Here is a 20518-nt window from a genome sequence, read left to right on the forward strand (position 1 = left end):
GCACCTTACCTTTGTGGCGTCTCGCCGCGCAGGCGCACGTCGTTCGGCAGCATGTCGGTGCGTTCCACGCTTTCCTCGCGCTGCGACTCGAAGAAGCGCTGCACCTGCTGGCAGACGGCCATGGTGTTTTCGCGGGCGATCGCCGAGACCAGGAACCATGGTTGGGTCCAGTTCAATTCGGCGACGATTTTCTCCGCTACCGACTGGCGCTCATCCTCTGCCAGCATGTCCGCCTTGTTCAGCACCAGCCAGCGCGGGCGTTCGAGCAGTTCCGGATTGAACTTCTCCAGTTCCAGTTCGATCGCACGCACCTGACCGGCCACGTCCGTGCCATCGATCGGCGCGATATCGACCAGGTGCAGCAGCAGGCTGGTGCGTGCCACGTGGCGCAGGAACTGGATGCCCAGCCCGGCGCCCTCGGAGGCACCCTCGATCAGACCGGGGATGTCGGCAATCACGAAGCTGGAATCGGTGCCCAGGCTGACCACGCCCAGATTCGGATGCAAGGTGGTGAACGGATAATCCGCCACCCGCGGCGTCGCCGCGGATACCGCCCGGATGAAAGTGGACTTGCCGGCATTCGGAAAACCGAGCAGCCCGACGTCGGCCAACAGGCGCAATTCGAGCTTCAGCTCGCGCGCGTCGCCCGGCGTACCCGGCGTGGCCTTGCGCGGCGCGCGATTCACCGACGTCTTGAAATGAATATTGCCCAGGCCGCCCTTGCCGCCCTGCGCCACTAGCATGCGCTGACCGTTACCGGTGAGATCGCCGATCACCTCGTCGGTATCGACGTTGGTGATCATGGTACCCACCGGCACGCGGATCGTGGTGTCGTCGCCGCCCTTGCCATACATCTGGCTGCCCATGCCGTTCTCGCCACGCTTGGCCTTGAAGCTGCGCTGATGACGGAAATCGACCAGCGTATTCAGGCCCTCGTCGGCAACCAGCCAGACCGATCCGCCGAATCCGCCATCACCACCATCGGGGCCACCGAAGGGGATGAATTTTTCGCGGCGGAAGCTGATGCAGCCGTTGCCGCCATCACCAGCCTGGACTTTGATATGGGCTTCGTCGACGAATTTCATTGGGGGGTCCGGGGAACGGGGAACGGGAAATGGCGGTTACAGGGTACCGGGAAGCATATGTTCCGGGTTTCCTGTTTCCGCTTCAAAAACAAAAGCCCCGCCGAAGCGGGGCCTTCGTTATCGCGTCGCGGAAGGCTTACGCCTGGACGACGTCGACGAAACGGCGGTTCTTGTCGCCGCGGACGGCGAACTTGACGGTGCCGTCGACCAGCGCAAACAACGTGTGGTCACGACCCAGACCCACGCCCACACCCGGATGGAACTGGGTGCCGCGCTGACGCACGATGATGTTGCCGGCTTCGATGGCCTGGCCACCGTAGATCTTGACGCCGAGGTATTTCGGGTTCGAATCGCGACCGTTGCGGCTGGAACCTACGCCTTTTTTATGTGCCATGACTCAATGCTCCAGTTGCTCAGGCGTTGATGCCCGTGATCTCGATTTCGGTGAAATGCTGACGGTGACCCTGCTGACGCTTGTAATGCTTGCGGCGGCGGAATTTGATGATGCGGATCTTGTCGGCACGGCCGTGCTTGCGCACGGTGGCGCTAACGGTGGCGCCTTCGATGACCGGCGCACCGACGATGACCGACTCGCCGGAACCGACCAGCAACACCTGGTCAAAGCTGACCGTAGCGCCTTCTTCGGCGGTCAACAGCTCCACGCGCAGGACGTCGCCCTGCATGACACGGTACTGCTTGCCACCGGTCTTGATGACTGCGTAACTCATGGGAATGCCCTTCTGTCGTTATTCTCTTGGGTATCGCCATGACCCATTCAGGTCTGGCGAACCGCAGATTATAACGACCTGCCGGCGCACTGGTCAAATACTGAGCAACGGAAACCCGGCCGGGCTGGATCGCGCCGGCCGGGGCCATTTCAGTGGGCGGGCGCGGCCACCGGCTTCGGCGCGGTGGCGGCCGGGCTGGCCGGACAACGCCCGTTGGCGTCCAGCGTGCCATTTTGCTGCAACTGCTTGATCATCGCCTGACCCCGCTCGCGACCCCACTGTTGACCGATCTTCATGCCCTCGGCCATGGTCAGCGGCATCTGCGTGATCACCTTCTGGCCCAGCGGCGACCGGTAGAACGTCAGCAAACCGCTGACATCAGCGGCAGTGAAATGGCTCTGGTAGATCGGCACCATGCGGCTCAGCAACTGCTCGCTGCCATTGGCATCGATGAAGCCCTGCCAGTAGGACGCCGGTACGCATGGCACTGCCTGGCCCATCACACCGGCCATCTGCGAGTTCATCTGACCGAACATCTGGCTCATGTGCATCACACCGAACAACTCGCGCACCTGTTGGTCGCTGGGCTGTGCGGCCATCGCCTGCCCCGTCATCCCCATAGCCAGGGCCACGCCTGCCGCCATCCCGATCCATTTACGCATCATCGTCGTCTCCCTTTTCGTTTATCCGACGCAGCCACTCCGGCCGGCAAGACTGCATTTAGCCATAGCCCTTCGGGCAAGGGAAACGGAGCTCGTCGATTGTCTGGCCGATTTGTGAATGAACTATCGATACTCCTTGGTATAGTAAAGGTTCTCCCCCATATACCGGCGTCATGGACACCATTCGCATCCGCGGCGCACGCACGCACAATCTCAAGAACATCGATCTCGACCTGCCACGCGACAAGCTGATCGTGATCACCGGCCTGTCCGGGTCCGGCAAATCCTCGCTGGCGTTCGACACTATCTACGCCGAAGGTCAGCGCCGTTACGTCGAGTCGCTATCGGCTTACGCGCGGCAATTCCTGTCGATCATGGAAAAGCCCGACGTCGACCATATCGAAGGCCTGTCGCCGGCGATCTCGATCGAGCAAAAATCCACTTCGCACAACCCGCGCTCCACCGTCGGTACGATCACCGAGGTGTACGACTACTTGCGCCTGCTGTACGCCCGCGTCGGCACGCCGCGCTGCCCCGACCACGGCATTCCGCTGGAAGCCCAGACGGTCAGCCAGATGGTCGACGCCACGCTCGCGCTGAACCCGGACAAGCGTTACATGCTGCTGGCACCGGTGATCCGCGAACGCAAGGGCGAGCACGTGCAGGTATTCGAGCAGTTGCGCGCGCAGGGCTTCGTGCGCGCACGCGTCGACGGCGCGGTCTACGACCTCGACGCCGTGCCGCCGTTGACCCTGCGTCAGAAACACACGATCGACGTAGTGATCGATCGTTTCCGGCCGCGCGACGACATCAAGCAGCGCCTGGCCGAATCGTTCGAGACCGCGCTTCGACTCGGCGACGGGCTGGTGATCGTGGTCGACATGGACGATGCCAAGGCACCCGAACAGCTGCTGTCCTCGCGTTACTCCTGTCCGGTTTGCGACTACTCGCTGCCGGAACTGGAGCCGCGGCTGTTTTCGTTCAACTCGCCGGTCGGCGCCTGCCCCAGTTGCGACGGTCTTGGCGTCACCCAGGTCTTCGATGCGACACGCGTGGTCGGCCATCCCGAGCTGGCGCTTTCCGCCGGCGCGGTACGTGGCTGGGACCGGCGCAATGCGCACTACTTCCAGTTGGTCCTGTCGCTGGCCGCGCACTACGGTTTCGATATCGATGCACCGTGGCAGAAATTGCCGGCGGACGTCCAGAAGGCCGTCCTGTATGGCAGCGGAAAGCAGAAAATCGCCTTCCGCTACATCACCGAGCGTGGCGGCAAGGTCACCCGCGAGCACCCGTTCGAAGGCATCCTGCCGAACCTGGAACGTCGCTACAAGGAAACCGAATCCGCCGCCGTGCGCGAGGAGCTGGCGAAATACATCAGCGACCAACCTTGCCCCGCCTGCGAAGGCCAGCGACTGAACCGCTCGGCGCGCAACGTGTTCGTCGCCGATCACGCGCTGCCGTCGTTGACGCATCGTTCGATCGACGACGCGCTGGCTTTCTTCGACCAGCTGACGCTCACCGGATGGCGCGGCGAGATCGCCGTGAAGATCGTCAAGGAAATCCGCGAACGACTGACCTTTCTCAACGATGTGGGCCTGAACTACCTCACCCTGGATCGCCAGGCCGACTCGCTGTCCGGCGGCGAAGCACAGCGTATCCGGCTCGCCTCGCAGATCGGTGCCGGCCTGGTCGGCGTGATGTACGTGCTGGACGAACCGTCGATCGGCCTGCATCAGCGTGACAACGAACGCCTGCTCGGCACGCTCACGCGCCTGCGCGACCTCGGCAACACGGTGATCGTGGTCGAACATGACGAGGACGCCATCCGCATGGCCGACCATGTACTCGACATCGGTCCCGGCGCCGGTGTGCATGGCGGCGAAATCGTGGCGCAGGGCACGGTAAAGGACATGCTCGCTTCGCCGCGTTCGGTCACCGGCCAGTTCCTGTCCGGCAAGCGCGCAATCGAGGTACCTGTCGAACGCCGCCAGCCGATCGACGCCGAGTCATGGCTGCATCTGAAAGGCGCCACCGGCAACAACCTCAAAAATGTCGATCTGGCGATTCCGGCTGGCCTGTTCACCTGCATCACCGGTGTGTCCGGCTCGGGCAAATCGACCCTGGTCAATGACACCCTGTTCCGTCTCGCCGCCGCCGAACTGAACGGTGCGGGCACGCAGCCGGCGCCGTTCAAATCCGTCGACGGGATGGAGCTGTTCGACAAGGTCGTCGACATCGACCAGTCGCCGATCGGCCGCACGCCGCGTTCCAATCCCGCCACCTATACCGGTTTGTTCACGCCGTTGCGCGAGATGTTCGCGCAGGTGCCGGAAGCGCGCTCGCGCGGTTACACACCCGGCCGCTTCAGCTTCAACGTGCGCGGCGGTCGTTGCGAGGCCTGCGAAGGCGACGGCATGATCAAGGTGGAGATGCACTTTCTGCCCGACGTCTACGTGCCCTGCGATGTCTGCCATGGCAAGCGCTACAACCGCGAGACGCTGGAAGTCCTGTACAAGGGCCACACGATCGCCGACGTGCTGGGCATGACAGTGGAGGACGCGCTGAAACTGTTCGAGAACGTGCCGACCATCGCCCGCAAGCTCGACACCCTGCGTGCGGTGGGCCTGGACTACATCAAGCTCGGCCAGAGCGCGACCACGCTTTCGGGCGGCGAGGCACAGCGCGTGAAGCTGTCCAAGGAACTGTCCAAGCGCGACACCGGGCGCACCCTGTACATCCTCGACGAGCCGACCACGGGCCTGCATTTCCATGACATCGAGCAGTTGCTCGACGTATTGCATCAGCTGGTCGATCAGGGCAATACCGTGGTGGTGATCGAACACAATCTGGACGTGATCAAGACCGCCGACTGGATCGTCGACCTAGGCCCCGAGGGCGGCGCCGGCGGTGGCCGCATCCTGGTTTCCGGCACGCCGGAAACCGTGGCGGCCACGCCCGAATCGCATACCGGGCATTTCCTCGCACCGCACCTGAAGACGACCAAGGCCGGCAAGGCCGCGCGCGCGAAGGGTTCCGGCACAAGGGTCAAGGCTGCGACCAAACACATCGCCTCGGCCGACAAGTACAAGCCCATGCGGAAGAGACGTTCGTGAGTCCGCGCAAGCGTGCCGAACCCGTGGCAATCCACCACGCTGCCGATGACACCAGCGGCCAGACCGCTGTCGAAATCGCTGCCACCGTGGTGCCGTCCGAATCCGCGCCATTATTCGTGGCCTCGATCGGCGTGCGCTGGCGGGATCTCGATGCGTTCAATCACGTCAACAATTCGAACTACCTTACCTATCTGGAAGAAGCACGACTGCAGTGGCTGAGACATGTCCCCGGCCCCTGGTTCGACGAACAGTCGATGCCGGTGTTGGCAGCAAGCGAACTCAATTACCGCCAGCCGATTGAATGGCCCGCGCAGTTGCAGGTGGAACTGGGATGCATGCGCCTTGGCAACAGCTCGATCACGATCAGCCATCGCATCGTCGACAGCGCTGATGCCAATCGCATCTACAGCGACGGCCACGTCGTGATGGTGTGGATGAACCCGCAGACCGGTAAACCCGTGCCGCTGCCGCAGGCGATTCGCGATGCGGCTGCACCTTCTGCTGCTTCGCACGGTTGAGCATCGGCCCGGGCCTTCGCGGGAGGCGGGGAACGACACTTGCCGCTGTGGGATGCGTGGGCTGACGCCGCTGCCGCTGCGAGTGGATCAATCGATCTTGTAGTCGAGTGTCATCGAGATTTCCCGGCCGTTGTAGTCGGCATTGTTCAACGTCGGGATGAACTCGAATCCACCGGCGTAATACGGAATCCTGCCAACGTTGTCGAAGATATTGGAAACGGTCAGGCCCAGCTTGAGGCGATCGTCGAAGCGATAACCGATGTTGGTGCTCCAGGTGATCCACGCCGGCACGTGTCCGTAATACATGGTGCAATCCGGATCGCCCTTGGACGGCCGGATGCCGTTCGGCAACGAGTTGCAGTTGTCGTAGTTGGGAGCGCGAACCTGGCCGGTTCGATCACCGTAAAGCGTCACGTTCCAGGCGCCCTGGCGCCAGTTCAACGTACCACGCACCTTGCTCGCCGCGTGGTCGTAGCGGGTGTTCACCAGCGCATCGGAAGCCAGTGTGCGTTCCTTGTAGGAAAGGTTGTCGGTGTAGTCGATGCCGAGGTTGAAATCGCCCCAGTTCGCGGTACGCAGCGCGTACGCCAGTGACGCGTCGATGCCGCTGACATACAGCGAGCTTTCGTTGATCGCGCCGCTATACACATTCGTGATGTTGCCGTTTGCATCTCGCTGGACATTGGCGATCACCTGCCGGCAATACGCCGAGCCTTGCGGATGCGCGATATACGGTGCACCGGTAATCAGTTTGCCGGTGAGGCAGCCCGCTTCGTCCGTCAACACATCGTCCTGGCTGACGTTCACGATGCCGTTGTCGATGCCGATATGCCAATAATCGGTCGAGACCGACAACCCATCCACGCCCGGTATCTGCCAGACAAAACCGTAGCTCCACGAGTGGCCGGTTTCATTCAGCAAATTCGGACTGCCCGCCAGATGCGAGAGAAAATAGGTGTTGTGCTGGACCGCCTGGCAGGCCGTATCGCCGGCTTTGATGCATTGATAGGGATCCTTGTAGATGCCGACCTGCGATACCGAGGGATCCTTGTAGATGTATTGCATGTCCGGCGCGTGGAAGTTGGTGCCATAGGAACCGCGCAGCAATAAACCATCGTAAGGCCGCCATTCCAGCGCGCTGCCCCAGGTACGCGCGATATCCGCGGCGCTGGCATCGCGGTATTTGTCCAGTCGTCCGGACAGCGTCCAGGTCAACGTGGACGCCAGCGGAATGCGCAGTTCCGTGCCGAGCGATCCGCGTTGGCGGGTGCCGCCGCCGGTGATGTAATCCTGGAACGGGTCGCCGAAATTGGTGGTGTTGCCACGCGGATCGGGCGACAGCTTGAATCCCTGATGGGCAAATTCCAGCACGGCCGCGAAACCGACCGGTCCGGCCCAGGTGCGGAACAACTCGTCGGTGTTCACGTTCAGCGAGGCCTGGTCCATCCAGGTCGCAGCGGTGTTCTCGCCGACCACGCCGAACGACTGGTATTGCGCCGGCGTGATCGGATTCCAGAAGCGTCCCGAATTCAGCGCATAGACCGGCAACGTATCGCCGCCCACGGCAGTGGTGCCGAGTTGCGGGCCGAAGAAGAAGTCGAACATGCCCTGTTCGTTTAGGCCGGTATAGCGCTCGTGCACGATGTATTTGTTGATACCCAGATTCAGGTCCCAATTGAAGCGCCCATCCAGGAACGTGCCGCGCAGGCCGGCATGGATATCCCAGTTCTGTTCCTTGTCATGCGTGTTGCCGTAGCTGCCCAGCTCCTGCGGAGTCAGTTGCCGGAAATAATTGGTGATCACCTGGCCGGTGGTCTGGTCATAGAAGCTCTGGGGAAGGCCAACCATCCGATACAGGAACGGCAGTTCGGTATTGGACGTACCGAGGGTGTCCCACAACCCGATCGAGCCATAGGCCTGGATGTCGTTGCCGAAATCGTATTCGCCAGCGATGTAGGCATCCTTGCTGTCGCTGCCGGGGGTCAGCACCCAGTTGGAGAACAGCGCGGGCTGCGTGCAGTAATTGCCCTGATTCGTGACATTGCCAGTGTTGACCGTGTGGCCGTTGGTGGACGCGGTCTTGTTGTTGCGCAGCGCGAAGTTGTTGCCGAATTGATTGCAGGCACCGGCTGGGGGCGCAATGAAGTTGCCGTTGGCGTTGTACAACGCCAGGCCATCGTAGGTCCTGTAACCGAACAGGCGTGCGTTCGAATCCCACGCGCCGTACCCCGCGTCGGCCTCCGAATCGGTGTAAGGGCGATCACGCCCGAACAACCCGCTGCGATGGGAGCGCTCCAGGTTGTAGACGATGTGCCAGCGATCACCGGATTTGCCGCCGACCAGGTTGAAATCGCCGTAGTCGCGCCCGCCACGCGTCGACGAGCCAAGGGTGAATTGCAGGTCGTCACCTTCGTAATTCTTTTTCAGGATGATGTTGACCACGCCGGCCACGGCATCGGAGCCGTACAGCGACGAAGCGCCGGTGGCTAGGATCTCGATGCGATCGATCATGCCGGTCGGGATGTTGTTGTAGTTCTGGAAGTTGGTACTGGCGCCGGAAGACTGCGGGTAATCGGCCACCCGATGACCATCGACCAGCAACAGGCTGCGCCCCGAACCCAGGTTGCGCAGGTTGAGCTGGCGCGCGTTGACCGAGCTGCTGCCCCAGGTGGGCGCCGTCTGCGCCACGCCGGTCTGGGTCAGTGAATTCATCAACTCGTAGACCGTGGTGAAACCTTCCTGCTTGATCTGCGCTCCGGAAATGGTGACGACCGGCGCCGACCCTTCAACCTCCACGCGCGGGATGAGCGAGCCGGTGACCACGACCTTCTGCAACGTCACCGGCTTCTTTTCGCCCGACGTATTCACCGGCGTCTTTTGTTGAGCGACCGAGGACGCACTACGCGGGGTGCCAGGCTGGCCGACGGGAGCCGTCGGGGCCTGGGCGTAAACGGACGGTGCAAACAACACCCACGCCAGCGACCCGGCGAGCATGCTGCGTGGAAAGCCTGGATTTCGCATGATCTGCCCCTCGTGAATCTGGCTATCTATCGATTTCCGTCCGCCCCCGCGAATCGGATCGCCCTTTCAGAACCGGCCCGGCCGACGGCCATGGACAAGCTGCCAAGAAAACGGACGCGACTGCTTTAGATCGATTCAGATCGAGCGCCATCCAGTCCGATCACCCTCCTTGAGAGCAACATGACGACATGGGCGTCGAGGTGAAGTGATGCAATCGATGCACGGCATGTGGGTACCGTCGTTATGATGTCCGTTCGGTCCCCACGATGGAATTCGCCCGATGACGACGCCACATCGCACCGCCCTTGCTCTTGCCGTTGCCGGTTTTGCCGCCCTGACCGGCACCTCTGCAGCGCACGCGGCCAACACCACCGAGCTCACGCTGTACCGCAGCGACAGCGCCGCGCTGTATGCCAGCAACGGTGGCAGCGTCGATGACGGTTACGCCGTGGTACGCGAACAGCGCGCCCTGAATCTCACCGGCGGTACGCACGATGTGGTGATTGGCGACCTGCCCAATTCCCTCGATGCCGAAGCGCTCGCACTGGGCTTCCCCGATGGCAGCGCCAAGGTGATTTCGCAGCGGCTGTTGCTGGCGCAGGGCGCAGGTGCGGCGGTGACCGGATTGACCGGTCACCGCGTAGACGTGCTCGGCAGTGGTGGTCAGTCGCTGGCCAGCGGCACACTCTTGCGTGCCGGCGATGGTTTACTGGTACAGGACGATGGCGGCCATTCGACCCTGGTAAGCAACTACGCCGCCGTGCGCGCCAGCGGCACCGATTTTCCCACCGGTTCCAGCCTGAGCTTGCGCATCGACGCGGCACACACGGGCGCGGCCAAGGCCGTGCTCAGCTATCCCACCTCCGGTCTTGGCTGGCGCGCAGCTTATGTGGCGACGCTGCAACCGGGCGCCAGCTGCCACATGCAGTTCGAATCGCGCGCCAGCATCGCCAACCGCAGCGGCCGCGACTGGCACGGCGCACAACTTACCCTGATTGCCGGCGAACCGAACATGGCCAAGGCCTCGGCACCACGGCCGATGATGGCGATGGCGCGCGGCTTCAGCGCCAAGGCCGGCGGTGCCGACATGCCGCAACAGGACAGCGTCGGCGACTATCGCAGCTACACGCTGCCCGCCGTCGTCGACCTGCCCGACGGCAGTGTCAGCCAAGTGCCGCTGTACGCCAGCCGTGCGCTGGATTGCGAACGCACCGCGCTGTACGAAAATGGCAACGGTTTCCAGCCGCAGCAACCGATCCTCAATCAGGACTTCAACCAGGGTGGCGACACGGCCATCGTCACCACGCTGAAAGTGAAGGCCTTCGACAGCCTGCCGGCCGGTTACCTGCGCGTACTCACCGCCGACAGGAAAGGCACGCCGCAATTCATCGGCGAGGGACGCATCAACGACACGCCGAAAGGCAGCGATGCCACGATCACGCTGGGCACCGCGTTCGACCTGCGCGCCGAACGCGAGCGCACCAGCTTCAGCGCGGACAAGACCGGGCGCACCATGGACGAAGCGTTCCGCATCACCCTCAGCAACGCCGGCGACAGCGTCCGCACCGTCACCGTCCGCGAACATCCCGGCCGCTGGCGCCAGTGGACCCTGGTGTCGTCCAGCAGCAAACCCAGCGAGAAGACACCGGACACACTGACGTTCCGCGTCGAGATACCGGCCAATGCAAAGGCCGTGCTGGATTACGCAGTGCGTTACAGCTGGACCGCCGACGAAACGCCGCAATAATTCCTGAACGGAGTGCACATGCTCAACCTGACCAATCACGACAACGGCATTCGCGAGATCCAGCTGGCCCGTCCACCGGTCAACGCGCTGAACCTCGAATTGTTGCGCGCGCTGCACGCTGCCATCGACGACAGCGTGCGCGATGACGTGCGCGGCATCGTCCTGTCCGGCGCGCAGGGCTTGTTCTCGGCGGGCGTCGATGTGCCAGCCCTGCTTGGCCGTGACCGTGCCGGCGTGCTCGAATACTGGCGCGAGTTTTTCTCGTTGTGCGCCACCCTCGCGCGCGCGCCTATTCCGCTGGTCGCGGCGATTACCGGCCACAGCCCCGCTGGCGGCGCGGTACTGGCCTTGTTTTGCGATTACCGCGTGATGGCCGAAGGACCGTACCGGATAGGCCTCAACGAAGTCCAGGTCGGCCTGATCGTGCCCGAAGCCATCCAGTTGGCGTTGCGCCGCGTGGTGGGCGCGTACCGCGCCGAACGGCTGCTGGTTTCCGGGGCCATGATCGAGGCGGCCGATGCACGAGCCTGCGGCTTCGTCGACGAACTCACCGGAATCGACCAGGTCACCACCCGCGCCCTGCACTGGCTGGGTGAACTGCTGGCCCTGCCAGCGCATGCGATGCTCGCCACCCGCGCACTGGCGCGCGCCGATCTGGCCGATGCGTATGCCGACCTGGACGCATTGCCGCTGGAGGATTTCGCCGATGCGTTCTTCCACCCGCAGACGCAGGCGGTGCTGCACCAGCTGGTGGCACGGCTCAAAGAGAAGAAATGAAATAAACGACTGCAAGAGCCCGCTCGAGGGCGATGACCTTTCTCCGAATAGCCGGAGTGGAAGCATCGCCCGCAAGCGGGCTCCTACGGAAGCTGGGTCAATCCTTCGCCACCGGGCGTGCGGGATCGCTGACCCAGCCGCTCCACGATGGCGCATACAGGCGTGATCCGTGCAGCCCGGCGTGTTCCATCGCCAGCAGGTTGTAGCAGGCAGTAACGCCGGAGCCGCACATGTGCACGACCTGGTCTGGCGCCGTGTCACCCAGCACCGCCGTGAATTCCTCGCGCAACTGCGCCGGCGACTTGAAGTGTCCATCGGCCAGCAGGTTGTCGCTGTATGGCCGGTTGCGCGCGCCGGGCACGTGGCCGGCCGCACGATCCAGCGGCTCGACTTCGCCGCGGTAACGCACGGCAGCGCGGGCATCGAGCAACACGGACGATGGTTCGGCATGCAGGGCTGCATGATCGACGATCACTTGTCGTGCATCGTAGGCGAGTGCCACCTTGGTGGCCGCGCGCGGCCGGCTGCCGGTTTCGAGTGGCTGCCCGGCCGCCTGCCACGCGGCGAGGCCACCGTCGAGCACGGCCACCTCCTGCACGCCGGCCAGCCGCAGCAACCACCACAGGCGCGCTGCCGCCAGCGCAACCGGACCGGCGTCGTAGCTCACCACCTGCAATCCCGGCTTCCAGCCCCAGCGACCGAGCACGGCGCTGAATGCCGCCACCGACGGAAGGGGATGCCGACCCAGACCTTCCGGGATCCGCGACAGGTCGGAAAGGTCCTGCGCCAGATCCGCGAACACGGCGCCGGGTAGGTGACCGGCCAGATAGCTGCGCTCGCCCTGCGTGCGGTCGGCTAGGTCGACACGACAATCGACGATCAACACCTCATCCGGTGGCAGCGCCGCCAGCGTCGTGACATCGATCAGGGTGGTCTTCAACGTCATGCGCGTCCCATCCTCTGCAACAGGTTCAAAAGCATCGCGGCGGTGGCGCCCCAGATGCGGTGGCCGCCGTGGACGAACTCCACCATCGGCCGGTGATGGCCGCGAAACTCCATGGTATAGCGGCGCAGGTTGGCCGGCTCCAGCAGGAAGGCAAGTGGCACCTCGAAGACTTCGGCTACTTCGTCCGGTGCCGGATACAGCTGTGCTTCGGCGGCGATTTTTGCCACGACCGGGGTGATGCAGAAGCCGCTGATCGTCTCGAAGCAGTCGAGGTAACCCAGCGGCGTCACCAGCGCCCGATCGAGGCCGATCTCCTCCTCGCTTTCGCGCAACGCGGTGGTGATCGCATCGCCGTCGTCCGGCTCGCTGCGGCCACCCGGAAACGCCACCTGCCCGGCATGCGATGGCAGATGATCCGTACGCACGGTGAGTACCAGTCGGGGTTGTACACCTTCGCGGAAACCAACGAGCACGGCGGCAGGCTGCCGTTGCGTGCTGCCCAGCAGCTCGGTCATGTCCGCGTGATTCCAGCCTGGCCCCATCGGGGGCGACGACAACGGCAGCAACGCATTCACCAACGCATCCATCACTGCGGTTCGCGCTCGGGCAGAAGCACTTGCATCACATGCAACCGCTCGGCATCGCTCATCGCGCGCCAGCGGCCGATCTCCTCACCGGTACGTCGACAGCCGATGCAGTACCCGCGCCCGTCCAGCCGGCAGATGCCGGTGCAGGGGGTCAGCGGTGGGTTTTCGGCGGGGCTCGGAGCGTTCGACATGTCCCGGCATGCTACCACCGGCGGCGATCAGGGCCGATCGGAAGGTGGCTTGATGTCGAGCAGTTCGATCTCGAATACCAGCGCCTCGTTCGGACCGATCCGTGGCAACGCACCGGTGGCGCCGTAGGCCAGTTGCGGTGGAATCACCACCCGCCAGCGGTCACCCACATGCATGCGCGGAATCACGTCCTGCCAGCCGCGGATCACCTTGTCGACGCTGAAGCTGACCGGCGCACCATGCGCCCAGGTGCTGTCGAATTCGGTGCCGTCGATCAGCATGCCGCGGTAATTCACGGTAACCGTACTGCTCACCGTCGGACTGGCCGTGCCGGTGCCCTGACTCATCACCGCGTACTGTATGCCGGACGGCAGCTGCACTACTCCGGCTTGCTGGCGGTTATGCACCATGTAGGCAGCGCTCTTGCGTGCATTGGCTGCAGCGATCTGCCTGAATTCCGCCAGCGCATCTGTATGCATCTGCTGGTCGAGGCGCAGCAATTGTCGATGCATGTCCTGCATCGACACGGTGGGATGGCGCTTCGCGTAAGCATCCTGGATCGCCCGTACCAGCACCGGAATGTCCACGTCCGGCTTGCCATCGGCGAACTGGCTGCCGATCTGGTAGCCGATCGCATACGACAGCTTGGCCCTGTCCGGCTTCGCCGGTGCAGCCGTTGTCGGCGCCCCGCTTTGGGCGTACGCCGCGCCACCACCCAGCAACAACAGGGCGGCCAGGCTGCAACGCAGATGTGTCATGCCTATTTGCACCGGGCCTTTCCCTATCGCGACAGTCGATCCTGACGGGTCATCCTAAGCGGTTCGCCAGGTTCGTGCAGCGACGACGCTCGTGGCTTGAGAAACCCTGCGGCAGCAAAGGTTCCCGCTGCTACCATCGCGCCTTTGCAATCATCGGGAGTCGCTCATGGCTTATCGCAACCTGGAAATCGGCAATCGCGGCGCGGTGCGCACGATCGTCGTCAACCGCCCTGACAAGCTCAATGCGCTGAACCGCGACACACTCAACGAGCTGACCATCGCGTTTGCGCAGGCCGCGCAGGATGATGCGGTGCGCGTCCTGGTACTGACGGGCGCCGGTGAGAAGGCCTTCGTCGCCGGCGCCGACATCAGCGAAATGAACGGCTATACGCCGGTACAGGCGCAAGGATTTTCGCGCACCGGCCAACGCCTGATGAGCTCGATCGAGCGGCTCGGCAAACCGGTAATCGCGCGCATCCAGGGTTTCGCACTCGGCGGCGGCATGGAGCTGGCGATGGCTTGCCATCTGCGCGTGGCCAGCGAGAAGGCAAAGTTCGGTCAGCCGGAAATCAATCTCGGCCTGATCCCCGGTTTCGGCGGCACCCAGCGCCTGCTGCGTCTGGCCGGCCGCGGCGCCGCGCTGGAGCTGTGCCTGACCGGCGCGCCGATCAATGCGCAGCGCGCGTATGAGCTGGGTATCGTCACGCGAGTCGTGGCGCCCGAAGCGCTGGACGAGGCGGTGAACACGCTGGCCGATCAGCTTGCGGCGGCTGCTCCACTGGCGGCCGCAGGCATCCTCGACGCGGTGCTGCAGGGTGGCGAGGCTGGCATCGATCAAGGCCTGGAGTTTGAAACGCAGGGTTTCGCGCTGGCGTTCTCCACCGAGGATATGCGCGAAGGGACGACCGCATTCCTGCAGAAGCGCAAGGCAGAGTTCAAGGGACGCTGATCGTTACCGTTACGCAGGAGCCCGCCAACGGGCGATGCCTTCTGATATTGAACGGCATCGCCCGCTAGCGGGCTCCTGCGGCTATTCGTGTTCCCCGCGGAACTTCTTCTCGCCGGCCGTCACCGAAAGTTTCAGGCGATTCTCCGGCGGCGCCAGCGGGCACACCACGTGCGGCGTGATCGCGCAAGGCGGGTTCTGCGCCAGATTGAAATCCAGCAGCACTTTGCCGTTCTTCGGTGCCGCGGCATACAGGAAACGCGCGCCGCCGTAAGTCAGTTTGCCGGCCGTGCGATCGCTGAACACGAAGAACAGCCGGCCGTCCTCGTCGATCGGCAGCAACTCGTACGTGTGGCCGTCACGGTGGAACACGGCTTTCCCCGCGATCGGCGTATCGCTCTCGGTGCCGGTGACGTAGGCCATCTTCAGCGTGCGCGGTTGCAAAAACGGCACCCAGTCCGCCTCGATCCGCCACGACGGATCGATCGAGAAGTAGTCGAAACCAGGGAAGTGCGTGCGCAACCGCGCTTTATTGTCCTTCACCCGCAAGCCGCGCTGTGCGCCGTTTTCCACCACATACAGATAACTGCTGCCGAAACTCACCCGGGTCGGTTGCTGTTTGCCGCTGCTTCCTTGCGTACGCAGCACGCTGGTTACCGCTACAGGCTTGCCATCAACCGTAATGCCATGAGTGTCGCGCAGGCGTAGATCGACACGTCCGGTCGCATCCAGCTCCAGCGTACCCAGATGCGCGGGCGCATCCGGTATCTGGAAGCGGTTGTCCGCGGCACTGCCCACCGTGTTCACGCCGGGCAGCAACCAACCGGAGGCAGTCAGCGCCAGATAGCCGTCCGGATGTTTCAATTCGTCGACGCGGGCAGAACGGGCACGGGTCACCGAGTGAACGTAGTCGATCGGCGTGGCCGCCGGAGCAGCGAGCGACACCAACAAGCCGAGCGCGGCGAGCGCGCCCCACTCAGTGCTGCGAGCCACGGTAATTCTTCTCCCCGGCGGTCACGCGCAGGTCCAGTCGGTTTTCCGGCGGCGCCAGCGGACAGGTCGCGAACGCCGTGAACGCGCACGGCGGGTTGTAGGCCTTGTTGAAATCCAGCACGACCTTGCCATCCTTCGGCGGGTCGATGTAGAGGAAGCGCGCGGCGCCGTAGGTTTCCTTGCCGCTGGTGCGATCGGCGAACACGATGAAGTATTGCGCGTCGCCCGGCTCCTCGATCACCGGCAGGATCTCGAAGTGCTTGCCGTCACGAGTGAACTCCAGTTTGCCTGGCACCGGGAACTTGTCGATGGTGCCGATCACCGAGCCCATCTCCAGCGTTTCGCCCGGCTGCGCGGGTACCCAGGTCGCCTCGATCCGCCACGAGGGGTCGACCGGAAATGCGTCAATGCCCAGGAAATGCTCGCGCGCTTGAGCGTCGCTGTCTTTCACCCGCAATCCCTTGCGGCCATCGCGATCGATCACGTAAAAGCTGGCACTGCCGAAGACAACCCGGGTAGGCGTTGCGTCGGCGGCGACGTGCATGTCGTCCACAAGTACCGATTCGGCGACGCTCTTGCCGTCGATCGTGGCGCCGCTGTCCTTGTCCAGCACGATGCGCATGCCTCCGTCTGCCGCCAGCGTGACCACACCCAGATGCGCCGGCCCGGCCTGCAACACGATGTCGTTGTCGGCGGCACTGCCGACGCGATTCGCGCCCGGCTGCAACCATTCCAGGCCGATCAGGCTCAACCAGCCATCCGGTGCGGTCAACCGCTCGATGCGGCCGGTACGCCATTGTTCGATCGAATGCGTGTAATTGTCGGTATCAGTGGCGTGCACGGTAGCAACTCCCAGAATGGCGGCGGCAAGAAACAGGCTGGCGCGGATCATCGATGACTCCTGCAGGGAAACACGTCAACGGCCACGCATGAACAATTTGTCCAGTTCGGCCAGGCTCAACTGAACCCAGGTCGGTCGACCATGATTGCATTGTCCGGAACGTTCGGTGGCTTCCATCTCGCGCAGCAACGCGTTCATTTCGGGAAGGCTCAACCGCCGCCCCGCGCGTACCGATCCATGACAGGCCATGGTCGAAAGCAATTCGTTTTCCAGTTCCTGCAAGCGGCGCGAGCTGCCGTGCTGGGCCAGTTCGGACAACACATCGCGGCTCAGCTGGGCCACGTCGGCACCTTCGAGCAGCGCGGGGATGCGCCGCACCACGATGGTCGCCGGGCCGCTGCGGGAAAGTTCCAGGCCCCACTCGGCCAGCGCTTCGGCATGTTCTTCCGCAGCCGCAGCCTCTTTCGCGCTGACCGCGATACCGAGAGGAACCAGCAACATCTGCGAGCGCAGGTTGCTGCCGGCGCGACCGGACTTCAACTTTTCGTAGGTGATCCGCTCGTGCGCTGCGTGCATGTCCACCAGCACCATGCCGTGGGCATTCTCGGCCAGCACGAAGATGTTCTTGAGCTGCGCAATCGCGAAGCCGAGTGGTGGCGCCTCACCCTCTTCGGTCATCGGCATCGGCGCAGCCGTTGTTGCGCGAGGCGACTCGCCAAGCAAGGCGGCATAGCCTGCCAGCGGCGCATCGCGCACACCCAGGTTCAACCGGTTCTGGCTGAACTGGCTCGGCCATGCCGGTGTCGCGGAAGTGGCCGATGCAACGTATGCATGTCCCTCCGTTACCGGCTCCGTCGCCGGCAGCGTGCCGAGACCGGCGCGGGTCTGCGCCAGCGCCTCATGCAGGGTACGAAACAGGAAATCATGGACCAGCCGCTGCTCGCGGAAACGTACCTCGTGCTTGGCCGGATGCACGTTCACGTCGACCCCGGCGGGGTCGAGTTCCAGGTACAGCACGAACGCGGCATGGCGACCGTGGAACAACACGTCGGCATAGGCCTGGCGCACCGCATGCGCCACGATGCGATCGCGCACCAGTCGTCCATTCACATAAAAGTATTGCGAGTCTGCCTGCGCGCGCGACGCCGTCGGCAGCCCGACCCAGCCGGACAGGTGCAGGCCGGCGGCGGCATGATCGATACGCAGGCTCTGGGCCGGAAACTCGCCGCCAAGCACTTCGGCCACCCGTTGCAGCGCGGCCTGTTCGTCGCGCGCGGCTTTCCAGATGCGTACCGGCTTGCCGTTGTGACTGAGCCGGAACTCGACCGAACCGCGCGCCAGCGCCAGTGATTTCAGCAGGTCGTCGATATGCGCGAATTCGGTGCGCTCGGCGCGCATGAATTTCCGTCGTGCCGGCACGTTGTAGAACAAGTCGCGCACTTCGACGCTGGTGCCCTGCGGATGCTGCGCCGGTCGTGCGGCCTGCAGTTTTCCACCGTCCACCTCGATGCGAAACGCGGCCTCCTGGTGCTGCGTCCGCGAAGTCAGCGCGAAGCGGGCCACCGACGACACCGAAGCCAACGCCTCGCCACGGAAACCCATGCTGGCGACGTGTTCCAGATCGTCGAAGCTGCCGATCTTGCTGGTCGCGTGCGAGGCCACCGCCAGCGGCAGCTCGTCGACATGGATGCCGCCGCCGTCGTCGCGTACGCGGATCAATCGCGCGCCGCCGGCTTCGATGTCCACCTCGATCCGTGTGGCGCCCGCATCCAGGCTGTTTTCGACCAGTTCCTTGACCACGGAGGATGGTCGCTCGATCACTTCACCGGCGGCGATCTGGTTGATGAGGTCGGGGGGTAGCAGGCGGATGACAGTCATCCGTCAACTTTACCAGCGAACGGCAGTGCCCTCCGCGGCGAGACGTCACGAATCGCCAGGCGATCAACCCGCCGGGATGGTCAACATCGTGCCGGCGCGTACCGTATTGCTGTCGATCCGGTTGGCATCCTTGAGGGCGCCAACGCTGACGCCGTACTGGCGTGCGATGCTGTTCAGGCTTTCGCCGCGACCGACTTTGTGCTGGTCATGTCCCTGCGCACTGGGTGGTGAAGGCTTGTCGTCGCTGGATGCCAGTTGGACACCATTGCGGCGCGCTGCCTGCGCGGCAAACCAGGTGCCCAGCGGCGGTGTGGATTCGAAATAGTTCTTCACGCCATCCATCACGGCAGTGGCGAGCTGGCTCTGATGCGAGGGGTCGCGCAATTTGCGTTCTTCGGAGGGATTGCTGATGAACGCCGTCTCGACCAGGATCGACGGCACATCCGGCGAACGCAACACCACGAAGTTCGCGCGTTCGACGTAGCCGCGGTGGGTCGGTCCGAGATTGGCCAACGCCTTGAGCACATTGCCGGCGACCACGTCGCTGGCCTGCATCGCCCAGCCCTGCTGCAGATCCAGCAGCACCTTGGCCAGACTGTCGTCCTTGTCGTCCAGCGTGGTACCGCCGATCAGGTCGGCACGGTTCTCGCGGTCGGCCAGCCAGCGCGCCGCTTCGCTGGTCTTGCCACGCGGCGACAGCACCCACACCGACGAGCCCTGGGCATCGTTGCTGGTGAAGGAATCGGCGTGAATCGAAACGAACAGGTCGGCGTTGTTTTCGCGGGCGATGCGGTAGCGCTGTTTGAGTGGAATGTAAAAATCGCTGTCCCGGGTCAGCACAGCCTTCATGCCGGGCTGGCGATTGATCTGGGCCGCCAGGTCACGCGCGACCGCCAACGTGACGTTCTTTTCCAGCGTGCCGCCGGGGCCGTGCGCACCCTGATCCTTGCCACCATGGCCGGCATCGATCGCCACCACCACCTGGCGCTGGCCATTCAACATCGCCGCCGCCTGCTCGGCCGCCACCCGGCGGCTGTGGGTGGGATTGCTGTATTGGGGTATGACCACTGGAGCGGCGGCAACCGGCGCTGCCGTGTCGCTGGCAGCCGGCTTCACGGAAGTGGATCTGATGGATACCTGGGCGGTCGTATCGGCCACGGCTTGGCTGCTGCCCTTGCCGTCGGGGTAGATGTCCAGCACCAGGCGATAGTTGCTGCCGCTGGTCGGCTTGAGCACGAAGCTCTTCAATCGACTGACCGGATCGACCTTGGCCGTGACCAGCAGGCGCTCGCCGATGCGGGCATGGCTCATGCCCCGAAACAGGCCTTGCGCGGCCGGATCGGAAAACTCATGGGTCACCCGGCTATCGGACAGATCGATGACGATTTCGCCTGTTTTCTGGCTGATCGTGTACTGCAGCGGACCAGCGGCATCGAAAACCACACGGGTGTATTCGGGACCCGCCCAGACACGGGCGCCATTGAGCTCCGCCGCCCGGCTTGCCAAAAACGGCATCGCCGCCATGATCGCGATGGCGACAAATCCACCCCAGTTGTTCAGGTATCCCTTCATGAGCCGCATTGAAACGCAGTCATTCGTCGAATGCAAGCAGGTTTTTCCTTGAATATCCATGACCTGCAGGGCATTCATCAGGTCGCGTCAAGTTATCGCCCGCAAGTCGCACATTCCGAACAGATCCTTTCCATAATGGCTGGATCGAACATTTCCC

At 63.6% G+C, this 20518-nt stretch carries 16 protein-coding genes and 1 pseudogene; 5 read left to right on the plus strand and 12 right to left on the minus strand.

Annotation, left to right across the window (positions count from 1 at the left end):
* Positions 1-5: 5 nt before the first annotated feature.
* From cgtA to ACPPVV_RS12390, 4 genes are all read right to left on the minus strand, one after another.
* The gene (cgtA, locus tag ACPPVV_RS12375) at positions 6-1085 is read right to left on the minus strand and encodes an Obg family GTPase CgtA (RefSeq protein ID WP_426700195.1); all 1080 of its coding nucleotides are present in this window, start codon (positions 1083-1085) and stop codon (positions 6-8) included.
* Positions 1086-1221: 136 nt separating this feature from the next.
* A complete protein-coding gene (rpmA, locus tag ACPPVV_RS12380) occupies positions 1222-1479 on the minus strand; it encodes a 50S ribosomal protein L27 (RefSeq protein ID WP_007081760.1) in 258 nt (85 codons plus the stop codon).
* 19 nt (positions 1480-1498) lie between these two features.
* Positions 1499-1813, minus strand: a complete 315-nt coding sequence (rplU, locus tag ACPPVV_RS12385; RefSeq protein WP_426700196.1) for a 50S ribosomal protein L21 — start codon at positions 1811-1813, stop codon at positions 1499-1501.
* 149 nt (positions 1814-1962) lie between these two features.
* Positions 1963-2478 (minus strand): DUF2059 domain-containing protein, encoded by a 516-nt coding sequence (locus ACPPVV_RS12390; RefSeq protein ID WP_426700197.1) that lies wholly within the window; start codon positions 2476-2478, stop codon positions 1963-1965.
* A 170-nt stretch (positions 2479-2648) separates the two neighbouring features.
* Between ACPPVV_RS12390 and uvrA the strand changes: the two genes are divergently transcribed.
* Together uvrA and ACPPVV_RS12400 are read left to right on the plus strand one after the other, a co-directional pair.
* On the plus strand, positions 2649-5588 hold the full coding sequence (uvrA, locus tag ACPPVV_RS12395) for an excinuclease ABC subunit UvrA (protein ID WP_426700198.1): 2940 nt from the start codon (positions 2649-2651) through the stop codon (positions 5586-5588).
* Positions 5589-5662: 74 nt separating this feature from the next.
* Positions 5663-6106, plus strand: coding sequence for an acyl-CoA thioesterase (locus ACPPVV_RS12400; protein ID WP_426703228.1), 444 nt, complete (start codon positions 5663-5665; stop codon positions 6104-6106).
* 87 nt (positions 6107-6193) lie between these two features.
* Here the strand turns inward: ACPPVV_RS12400 and ACPPVV_RS12405 are convergent, their stop codons facing one another.
* Positions 6194-9127, minus strand: coding sequence for a TonB-dependent receptor plug domain-containing protein (locus ACPPVV_RS12405; RefSeq protein WP_426700199.1), 2934 nt, complete (start codon positions 9125-9127; stop codon positions 6194-6196).
* A 280-nt stretch (positions 9128-9407) separates the two neighbouring features.
* Here ACPPVV_RS12405 and ACPPVV_RS12410 point away from each other — a divergent pair, with 280 nt between their 5' ends.
* A complete protein-coding gene (locus tag ACPPVV_RS12410) occupies positions 9408-10874 on the plus strand; it encodes a DUF4139 domain-containing protein (protein WP_426700200.1) in 1467 nt (488 codons plus the stop codon).
* Between the two features lie 18 nt (positions 10875-10892).
* Complete coding sequence (locus ACPPVV_RS12415) at positions 10893-11651, plus strand: enoyl-CoA hydratase/isomerase family protein (protein ID WP_426700201.1); 759 nt, start codon at positions 10893-10895, stop codon at positions 11649-11651.
* A 97-nt stretch (positions 11652-11748) separates the two neighbouring features.
* On the opposite strand, the gene ACPPVV_RS12420 is transcribed toward ACPPVV_RS12415, so the two are convergent.
* From ACPPVV_RS12420 to ACPPVV_RS12430, 3 genes and pseudogenes are all read right to left on the minus strand, one after another.
* On the minus strand, positions 11749-12597 hold the full coding sequence (locus tag ACPPVV_RS12420; protein ID WP_426700202.1) for a sulfurtransferase: 849 nt from the start codon (positions 12595-12597) through the stop codon (positions 11749-11751).
* Positions 12594-13375: pseudogene (locus ACPPVV_RS12425) on the minus strand (NUDIX hydrolase). The gene ACPPVV_RS12420 and the pseudogene ACPPVV_RS12425 overlap by 4 nt, the downstream one beginning before the upstream one ends.
* 27 nt (positions 13376-13402) lie before the next feature.
* Positions 13403-14131 carry an FKBP-type peptidyl-prolyl cis-trans isomerase gene (locus ACPPVV_RS12430; RefSeq protein ID WP_426700203.1) on the minus strand — a complete coding sequence of 243 codons (729 nt, stop codon included), beginning with the start codon at positions 14129-14131 and terminating at the stop codon, positions 13403-13405.
* Between the two features lie 166 nt (positions 14132-14297).
* Between ACPPVV_RS12430 and ACPPVV_RS12435 the strand changes: the two genes are divergently transcribed.
* Positions 14298-15080, plus strand: a complete 783-nt coding sequence (locus ACPPVV_RS12435; RefSeq protein ID WP_426700204.1) for an enoyl-CoA hydratase-related protein — start codon at positions 14298-14300, stop codon at positions 15078-15080.
* A gap of 81 nt (positions 15081-15161) precedes the next feature.
* On the opposite strand, the gene ACPPVV_RS12440 is transcribed toward ACPPVV_RS12435, so the two are convergent.
* From ACPPVV_RS12440 to ACPPVV_RS12455, 4 genes are all read right to left on the minus strand, one after another.
* Entirely contained in the window at positions 15162-16070 is a 909-nt protein-coding gene (locus tag ACPPVV_RS12440) for a DUF1684 domain-containing protein (protein ID WP_426700205.1), read from the minus strand.
* Positions 16054-16962, minus strand: coding sequence for a DUF1684 domain-containing protein (locus ACPPVV_RS12445; protein ID WP_426700206.1), 909 nt, complete (start codon positions 16960-16962; stop codon positions 16054-16056). The genes ACPPVV_RS12440 and ACPPVV_RS12445 overlap by 17 nt, the downstream gene beginning before the upstream one ends.
* Positions 16963-16986: 24 nt before the next feature.
* Positions 16987-18789, minus strand: coding sequence for a DNA mismatch repair endonuclease MutL (mutL, locus tag ACPPVV_RS12450; RefSeq protein ID WP_426700207.1), 1803 nt, complete (start codon positions 18787-18789; stop codon positions 16987-16989).
* 63 nt (positions 18790-18852) lie between these two features.
* Positions 18853-20361, minus strand: coding sequence for an N-acetylmuramoyl-L-alanine amidase family protein (locus tag ACPPVV_RS12455; RefSeq protein ID WP_426700208.1), 1509 nt, complete (start codon positions 20359-20361; stop codon positions 18853-18855).
* Positions 20362-20518 lie beyond the last annotated feature (157 nt).

Origin of the sequence: Rhodanobacter sp. Col0626, assembly GCF_049994385.1 — a bacterium.
In the GTDB taxonomy this organism is placed as follows: Bacteria; Pseudomonadota; Gammaproteobacteria; order Xanthomonadales; family Rhodanobacteraceae; genus Rhodanobacter.